This window comes from Rubritalea marina DSM 17716, assembly GCF_000378105.1.
In the GTDB taxonomy this organism is placed as follows: Bacteria; Verrucomicrobiota; Verrucomicrobiia; order Verrucomicrobiales; family Akkermansiaceae; genus Rubritalea; species Rubritalea marina.
In genome coordinates this window covers 191975-199451 of sequence record NZ_KB899251.1, presented here as the reverse complement: position 1 = coordinate 199451, position 7477 = coordinate 191975, and the positions used below count along the sequence as shown (strand labels likewise).

Annotated in this window: 7 protein-coding genes; 3 read left to right on the top strand and 4 right to left on the bottom strand. The window is 49.1% G+C overall.

All coding sequences use genetic code 11. The features are described 5' to 3' along the window. A partial coding sequence (locus tag F454_RS16510) for a hypothetical protein (RefSeq protein WP_018969674.1) occupies positions 1-831 on the top strand: 831 nt, incomplete at its 5' end. 239 nt (positions 832-1070) lie between these two features. Here F454_RS16510 and F454_RS0105710 read toward each other — a convergent pair. The 4 genes from F454_RS0105710 to F454_RS0105690 form a co-directional block, all read right to left on the bottom strand. Further along, positions 1071-1463: a hypothetical protein gene (locus tag F454_RS0105710; protein ID WP_156817153.1), complete on the bottom strand. Its 393-nt coding sequence runs from the start codon at positions 1461-1463 to the stop codon at positions 1071-1073. 412 nt (positions 1464-1875) lie between these two features. Beyond that, positions 1876-2391, bottom strand: a complete 516-nt coding sequence (locus F454_RS0105700) for a hypothetical protein (RefSeq protein ID WP_018969671.1) — start codon at positions 2389-2391, stop codon at positions 1876-1878. A gap of 370 nt (positions 2392-2761) precedes the next feature. After that, positions 2762-2941: a hypothetical protein gene (locus F454_RS0105695; protein ID WP_018969670.1), complete on the bottom strand. Its 180-nt coding sequence runs from the start codon at positions 2939-2941 to the stop codon at positions 2762-2764. Positions 2942-2974: 33 nt separating this feature from the next. Next, the gene (locus F454_RS0105690) at positions 2975-4891 is read right to left on the bottom strand and encodes a fructose-bisphosphatase class III (protein ID WP_169334330.1); all 1917 of its coding nucleotides are present in this window, start codon (positions 4889-4891) and stop codon (positions 2975-2977) included. A gap of 158 nt (positions 4892-5049) precedes the next feature. On the opposite strand from F454_RS0105690, the gene argC reads away from it, so the two are divergent. After that, on the top strand, positions 5050-6093 hold the full coding sequence (gene argC, locus F454_RS0105685) for an N-acetyl-gamma-glutamyl-phosphate reductase (protein WP_018969668.1): 1044 nt from the start codon (positions 5050-5052) through the stop codon (positions 6091-6093). A gap of 86 nt (positions 6094-6179) precedes the next feature. Next, on the top strand, positions 6180-7439 hold the full coding sequence (gene argJ / locus F454_RS0105680) for a bifunctional glutamate N-acetyltransferase/amino-acid acetyltransferase ArgJ (RefSeq protein ID WP_018969667.1): 1260 nt from the start codon (positions 6180-6182) through the stop codon (positions 7437-7439). Positions 7440-7477 lie beyond the last annotated feature (38 nt).

Here is a 7477-nt window from a genome sequence, read left to right as displayed (position 1 = left end):
AAGCAACAAGCCGATGTCATCGAGAATACTCTGCAGATGCTGAGCTCGGATCAAGCCACAGAAAAAGGCCGCATCGCCCACCAGGAGCTGCGCGAGCGCTTCCTCTCTAGGATGTGGGATTTGAGCAAATTTATGAAGCCTCTGAAGCAACGCTTCAGCCGTTGGTACAATGGTCGCAACGCCCGAAAAGGCACACTCTGGGAGGAGCGCTTCGATAGCACACTCGTGGAAGGTAGCAACTGTGCCATCACCATGGCGGGCTACATCGAGCTCAATCCCATTAGAGCGAAAATGGTCAAACGCCCCGAGGACTACCATTGGTGCAGTTACGCTGAGGCGGTGGCTGGAAACGAGCAGGCGCGACTCGGCATTGCTCGACTCCTTGAGTACTGTGAAACCGAATCAGAAGTGCAGCGCGTGCTGGAGACAAGCCAAGTGCATGACAAGTACGCCTGGCGCAGCATCGCCAATCGCTTCCGCATGTTCCTCTACGAAGAAGGACGCGACCTCTACCAAGACAGCTCGCCTAGCGGACCAGAAGGCAAGCAAAAGCGCGGTGGCTTCAGCGATGCAGAGATCGCCCAAGTCCTCAGTCATGGCGGCGAATTGACGGTGCGTGAGAGCCTAGCCCAGCGTGTCAGGTTCTTTAGCAAAGCCGCGGTCATCGGCAGTCAGAGCTTTGTCGAGGAAGTGATCGAGCAACTCCAAGAGAACCACTACTGGCCTACCGCCAAGGGAAGCAAGAAGCCCAGAAAACACAAGCCTCACAGCACCAACTTCAACATCAACAACGAGCCGCTCAATACGCTCCGATCGAGGCAGCTAGAGTAGCAAGAGGCGGGGCCATTCGAGTTTTAGGCCAGCCGGCACAGTCCCACCACCTAACACGCTTCGCAACAGGCAAAGCACTGGCACCACCTTGCCACAAAACGGGTATTCTAGGGCATTCCGGACCGAACATACCCAAATGTTCGCATCCAGCGCCCCATAAGTTCATGTGAAGTTGATCATCAAAGAAACTACCATGTTAGGCTCAGACCTTCTCTAAAATTAGTCTATCTGTGTTATTATTAACACAAAATATGTAATCCAAAAGATAAAGCCCGCTCATTAAATTCGTTTAAATCATGTCCTACAGGAAACACTAATGAGTCCGAATATTCAAAACCACCAGAAACAAGAATACCATAATCTTCCAAATAAAAATCCATAATACGTTCTTCTGGAGAGTTTCGCTTTATTTTAGCTAGATAATCTTCATGTGATAACAAGACATAATCCTCAACATGTTCATATTTCTCCCCTCTCAAAGATTTATAGAAATCATACATCATCGAAGAATACTCTATTGATTTCAACTCATCTAAAGGGAAAATACTAGCAAACTCATCTCTAGTTAACCAATGATCAAAAACTGTTAAATCAGCTGAGTCATAACCAACTTTTGATCGATCTGAATCCATATTTAATAATAGATCCGCATCGGGAAATTTACACTTATCACTCACAACCTTTATCTATTTCTACTTTCCCCTGAATCAGCCCAAATAGAGTCATCGCGTTTAGGGTTCTTTTTAAACCTCTTTTCACTTTTCCATTTATTGTAGTTTTCGTCAGGATGTTTTGTGTCATATTTTCTTAAATACTTCCCCTGTTTCTTTGAACTATTCTAGACAGACTAAAACCAGAAAAATCGATGGCCAGTATTTCAATATTACATTATTCTGTATTATATATTTTTTCTACTTAAGTTTTAGTTGCCTCTTCCATGCCAATGGCAATTCCCCCATGGGACCGTATAAACATTGGTAAATCATTCCCTTCAAAGATCTAACTTTAAAGTTTTTATTGAGTGCATCCTCACGATATAACACATTATGAATTAGCCACGTGTTCTTTTTTTTTCACGAAAGATATCACAACCTCATCCATGCTTTCAACCCAGACCCTTTGCTCTGAATCACCATCATTCCTAACTATGACAGAAATCTCTATGTCAGTTTCTGAGACCACTACATCACGGATTTTGAAGTGGTTTTCGAAAATTGAAGATGTCCAAAAAATAAGGTCTTTCGGAAAATATCCGATAGACAGGCTCTGAACACCTATTAGATATATATCCCTCTCATTTGCAATAGAAGACAACCTAATCAATTCATGGTTAAGAGATTGCAACTCATTCAACTCTCTAAGTAAATCTTTGCCTATATAGTCCTTCAAAACACTTTTAGAAGGATCTAAAGGTTGTTTCCCGTCATGATTCCGAACTTGGTCTATATATGATTCTATAACAGCCCGTATTTCTCTTCTGACTTCGTAGTATTCCTCAGCAGCAGAGACTAATGTTATCAAGAAATTAAATAGTACAAAATGTATTACATGTGCTTTCATGTTTTGTTATTTAGGTTTTCCTGAAGCTCCTGTACCTCTTGGAACTCTCGCTGATGCTGATGGTTTAGTAATTACCTCATGCCAATCACCTGGTTTTTGCTTACGAGAATCCATGGGCACACCTTTACCATTTACATTTTTGATATTGATCTCTCGCCTGAATCGAACCATCTTTATTTAAAACTATTCTAGACAGACTAAAATCAGAAAAATCGAGAATTAAAGGGGAGTGCCACGTCTTTGATCAAGCTATAAAACTTTCGATTTCTTGATTATCTAGCCCCTACGTCTCGTTCACTGTTCTAGGCACTCCCTCACCTAACATTAACTTAGTCTATCTGAGTTACTTTTGAGTTATTACGAGGAGGGCTCACTTGGAATTCCAAATCATCAGCGAGATGCTGTAGGCGAAGGATAAAATGACAATAGTCAGGGTGTAGAAGACCCAAGATGCTCCTGTATCGTTCATATCACATAGGCCGAAAGCTATAATGATTGCGGCGGACAACCAAATGGCAGCGACGGCAATGGCTTTGGCAATATCTCTCATACTTGTCGACTGTTAGAGTTGGTGTTGGAGGTTTTATTCCTCCTCATTGATCTCACCGTTTTGATAAGCCTCCACAAGGGATTCGAGCGCATGAATTTGCTGACGAATTTGTGAGCCACGGTCGGTATCTTTGACCAAGCGCAGTGAGTCATAGGTGCGGATTTTACGCATGGTGGGAATGATATCTTCACCGGTACGTACGACTGAGACTGGATCCTTGAAGCCGTGATGCTCGGCGAGGTATTCTCCTTGGGGTGAGAGAATCAAGGTAAAGCCTCGATCTCCGTATGCCTCCGAAAATGCGCCATCAATGGTGACAGCATTGCCCCCCCGCTTCACTGGGTCTTCGCCTTTTTCCACCTTCACTGGCACGTGACCATTGACGATGAGTCCCCCGTCCTGGACTCCCATATCGCGACAGACTCGCTCGCAGAAGCTATGGTCATGTAGAAATTCGAACCACGGATTGCGGTGTTCTTTTTTGGCTTCTTTGTCTTCGATAAAGTAGGACTCGAAAGTGGCCATCTTATCCTTTCCGAAGAGTGGTGATTTAGGCCCGGCCCATAGATAGTAGAGCCAGTCTACATCGCTTTGATCGGCGGCAGTGCCTTTCTTGAAGGCGCGCTTGATGACGCGATTGAGGGCTCCGAATTGCTCAGGTCCACGGAGGTCTTTGCCATCGATATTGAGGCTTTGGTAGGCACCATCTTCATCGAGTGCGAGGCAGGCGTGGAAGATGACAGCCTTGTCGCGCACTTCGGCCATGCTGCCTCGCTCAGTGACCCACTTCATGTGCTCCCATAGGCGAGCGGAACTGACGAAGGACTCGATTAAGCGTTGCAAGCAGTGCTCCTCTTCGGGGCTGAGCTTGTTAGGGTCTGATGGGTCTACGGTGGGTAGGTGGCTATCTCGGAGTGGGTACTGTTTTCCTTTAATGGTAACGGTGCCGGCTTCGAGGTCGAGGTTATGCAAGATGTTGCGGTCGTCCATTTCCCACTCTCGGTGTCGTTCTACCAACTGCCCCTCTAACTTAAACTGGATGATGGCGATTGCCTTTTGCATGCGTGCGATGACGCGCTCGTCTCGCTCGCCGCCGCGCTTTGGCAAGAAACAATCAGCTGGGTCATCAGCGTAGACGCTCTCGGCTAGCATTTCGAGTGGCTTGGTCAGGATACCATAGCCCTCTTCGAGCTGGAACATCCTGCGGTAACGAAGTGAGACACGCAGGACGATGGCAATCAGGGCTGGGTGCCCCAAGCAGGCTCCCATCCAGCTCACATCGTGATTCCCCCAGACGATGCTGACATTGGGCTGGTGCATGAGGTAATCAATAACCCAGTCGATACGCGAGCCGCGATCGCCTAGATCTCCAGCAACAACGAGTTCTTCGACGCTCAAATTTCGGATGAAGCGCGATGCTGCTCGCAAGGCTTCGTATTCCATTTTGCGGTTCACTAGCTCGCGTATGGTGGCGAAAAGGAAGGCTTCGTGGTGCCCACCGGCCGGGTAATTGAGCAAGATTTCGAAGAGCTCACGAAATTGCTTAGGCGTGTAGTACTTGATGTCCTTGCGGCGCTTGCTGTGGATTTCCCAGCGGATGATATCGAATTGTCGTTGCAATGTCTGCAGCACCCACTGGTAGCGGCCTTCGGAATTGTCTCTGAATTCCTCCTCCTTCATCTGCAGCAATTCAGTCGGGTAATAGAGCAGGTGGAGAAATTCCTTGAAGCCTGGTGAATTGGTATCGCCATCAAAGAGCTCGGCCACCTTGGGGCGTAATCTACCTGAGGCGTTATTGATCACGTGACGTAGTTTGCGCGCTTCACCGTGCACATCGGAAATGACATGTGTCACACCCTTAGGCAGTTCTAACTGCGCCTTGAGCGCCGCAATTTCGAACACCGCACTCTCGGAGCTGCGGTAGGTCTTTGATAGGATTTTAAGCACCATGGGTTCCATGAATCCAACAAAACAATTTTTCGAGAATTTGTAAGTAGAAAAAACAACAATAATTTGCAGAACTTGCACCCTAACAGCCCTTTCAAAATGGCTTACGCAAAATATGAATTCAGTATTGGCAATTGGGGAAATTCCTGCATTTTCGGTGTATGCAAAGGATCAAAGTAGCAGTCATTGGGGCAAGTGGGTACACTGGGATGGAACTCTTGCGTTTACTGCTCATGCACCCTCATGCAGAACTCAGCTGTGTGACTTCGCGTCAGTACGCCGGCCAGCCTCTCAGTGAGGTATTCCCTCGTTTTGCCCAGGTGGAGGGTTCCGACCTGCCGTTCATTGAGCCAGACGCCCAAGGCGTGAAAGAGAGCGGTGCGAGTCTTGCCTTCCTCGCCTTACCTCATGGAGTGGCAGCCGAATATGCGAAAGCGCTCCTAGCACTTGGTATCAAAGTGATCGACCTTTCAGCGGACTTCCGTCTTAACGATCCAGCGGTGTACGAAGAATTTTACGGTGACACCCACCCAGCTCCCGAACTCCTCAGTGAGGCGGTCTATGGCATGCCTGAACTACCTGGTCGCAGCCAAGCAATCACGACGGCTGATTTAGTGGCATCCCCAGGTTGCTACCCTACGAGCATCATCTTGCCACTCGTTCCTTTGTTAGCGAAGGGACTGATCGAAGCCCAATCGATTGTCACCTGCTCGATGAGTGGCGTCAGTGGGGCCGGCAAGACTAGCAACCAGCTATTCTCGTACTGCGAAGCCAACGAGAGCGTGAGGGCCTACGGGGCGCCCAAGCACAGACACCTTTCCGAAATCGAACAAGAACTCAGCCTTGCGGCGGGTGCTCAGGTACGCATGTCCTTCACACCGCATCTGGTCCCAGCACACAATGGCATTTGCACCACGAGCAGCGCGCTAAGTTCAGCGAGCATCGAGGAAATCACTGAGGCGCTAGAGTCTGCGTATTCAGATTGCGATTTTGTCAGATTATTAGGTCCCAATAAGATGGCTGATACTAAAAACGTCACTCGTACGAACTTTATCGACATCGGCTGGGCTCTTGATGAGCGCACTGGCAGAGTACTGCTCTTCAGCGCTGAAGACAACCTAGGTAAAGGCGCAGCGAGCCAAGCAGTACAGAGCTTCAACCTCATGTGTGAGCTCGAAACCACCAGCGGGCTACAAAACCTCTAGCCAAAGCACTGGCTTTTTTCGTACATTGGGGATTCCAGCATCTCCCGGAGCACAATTTACCTATCACTACACACGAATCCCTAACAATGGCCTCACCATTTAGAAGAACATCCGGCGGCGTATGCGCGCCAAAAGGCTTTATCGCCAACGCCGTCAGTGCCGGCATCAAGAACCCGGATGCAGAGCGCCTCGACCTCGCCTTGATCTATAGTGAAAACCCCTGTGTGGCAGCGGGGACATTCACTACCAATCGAATCAAGGCGGCTCCGGTCCGCGTGAGCCAGGCGCACTTGAGAGACCGCGACATCCAGGCCATCCTCGTCAACAGCGGCAACGCCAATGCCTGCACTGGTGTGGAAGGGATTCAAGACGCACGACTCACCGCGAGGACGGTAGCCAAGCAGCTTGGTCTCCGCCAAGCGCAGGTGGCGGTATGCTCTACTGGGGTCATTGGTCTACCGATGCCGATGGTACGTATCACGCCACAACTCGAGCCGCTCGTTGAGGGACTCGATCGTAAGAAAGGCTCAGATGTAGCGCAGGCGATCATGACCAGCGACACCACCCAAAAGGAGATCGCAATCTCGATGCGCATCAATGATTATAAGGTCAAAATAGGTGCTTGCGCTAAGGGCGCAGGAATGATCTGCCCGAGCATGGCCACCATGCTCTGCTTCATCACCACGGACGCCAACATTGGCAAGACCAGCCTCGACAAGGCCGTGCACGATGCAGTTGAAAATTCATTCAATCGCATCACCATCGATGGCGATATGAGTACCAACGATTCCGTCGTGGTTCTCGCCAATGGCCAGAGTGGCATGCCTAGGATCAAACACAATTCCAAGGAATACCGCTTATTCCGTGAGTCGCTCGAGTTCATCATGCTTGAAATGGCAAAGGCACTCGTGCGCGACGGCGAACGCGTCACCAAGTTTGTCACCGTCAAGGTCCAAGGAGCCAAGACATACAACGACGCTAAAAAAGTGGCGGAAGCAGTCGCCAACTCCGCACTAGTCAAAAGCTCTTGGAATGGCAATGACCCCAATTGGGGGCGCATCATCCACGCAGTTGGGTACTCCCGTGCGATGATTCGTGAGGAGCTCATCGACATCCACATTGGCTCGAAGGCTGCCTGTATCGGCGGCATGGAAGCCAGCACCCCGATGGACGAGCTGCGCAAACGCGTGGCTAAAGATAAATTCCAAATCACTATCGACCTCCACCTCGGTGAGGCTGAATACACGGTCTATACCAGTGACATGTCACCGGAGTACATCGACTTCAATCGCTCAGAATACGCATACTGGAAGCAAGCGCGTAAAGATGGACTCACCAAGCAATAGGTCGATAAGAGATAATTCCTAACTTGCAGTAAGAGCCC

Excerpts from the sequence above, each read along its gene's own strand:
- argC (WP_018969668.1), top strand. The coding sequence starts at position 5,050 with ATGCAAAGGATCAAAGTAGCAGTCATTGGGGCAAGTGGGTACACTGGG.
- F454_RS0105710 (WP_156817153.1), bottom strand. The coding sequence starts at position 1,463 with ATGGATTCAGATCGATCAAAAGTTGGTTATGACTCAGCTGATTTAACA.
- F454_RS0105695 (WP_018969670.1), bottom strand. The coding sequence starts at position 2,941 with ATGAGAGATATTGCCAAAGCCATTGCCGTCGCTGCCATTTGGTTGTCC.
- F454_RS0105690 (WP_169334330.1), bottom strand. The coding sequence starts at position 4,891 with ATGGTGCTTAAAATCCTATCAAAGACCTACCGCAGCTCCGAGAGTGCG.
- F454_RS0105700 (WP_018969671.1), bottom strand. The coding sequence starts at position 2,391 with ATGAAAGCACATGTAATACATTTTGTACTATTTAATTTCTTGATAACA.
- argJ (WP_018969667.1), top strand. The coding sequence starts at position 6,180 with ATGGCCTCACCATTTAGAAGAACATCCGGCGGCGTATGCGCGCCAAAA.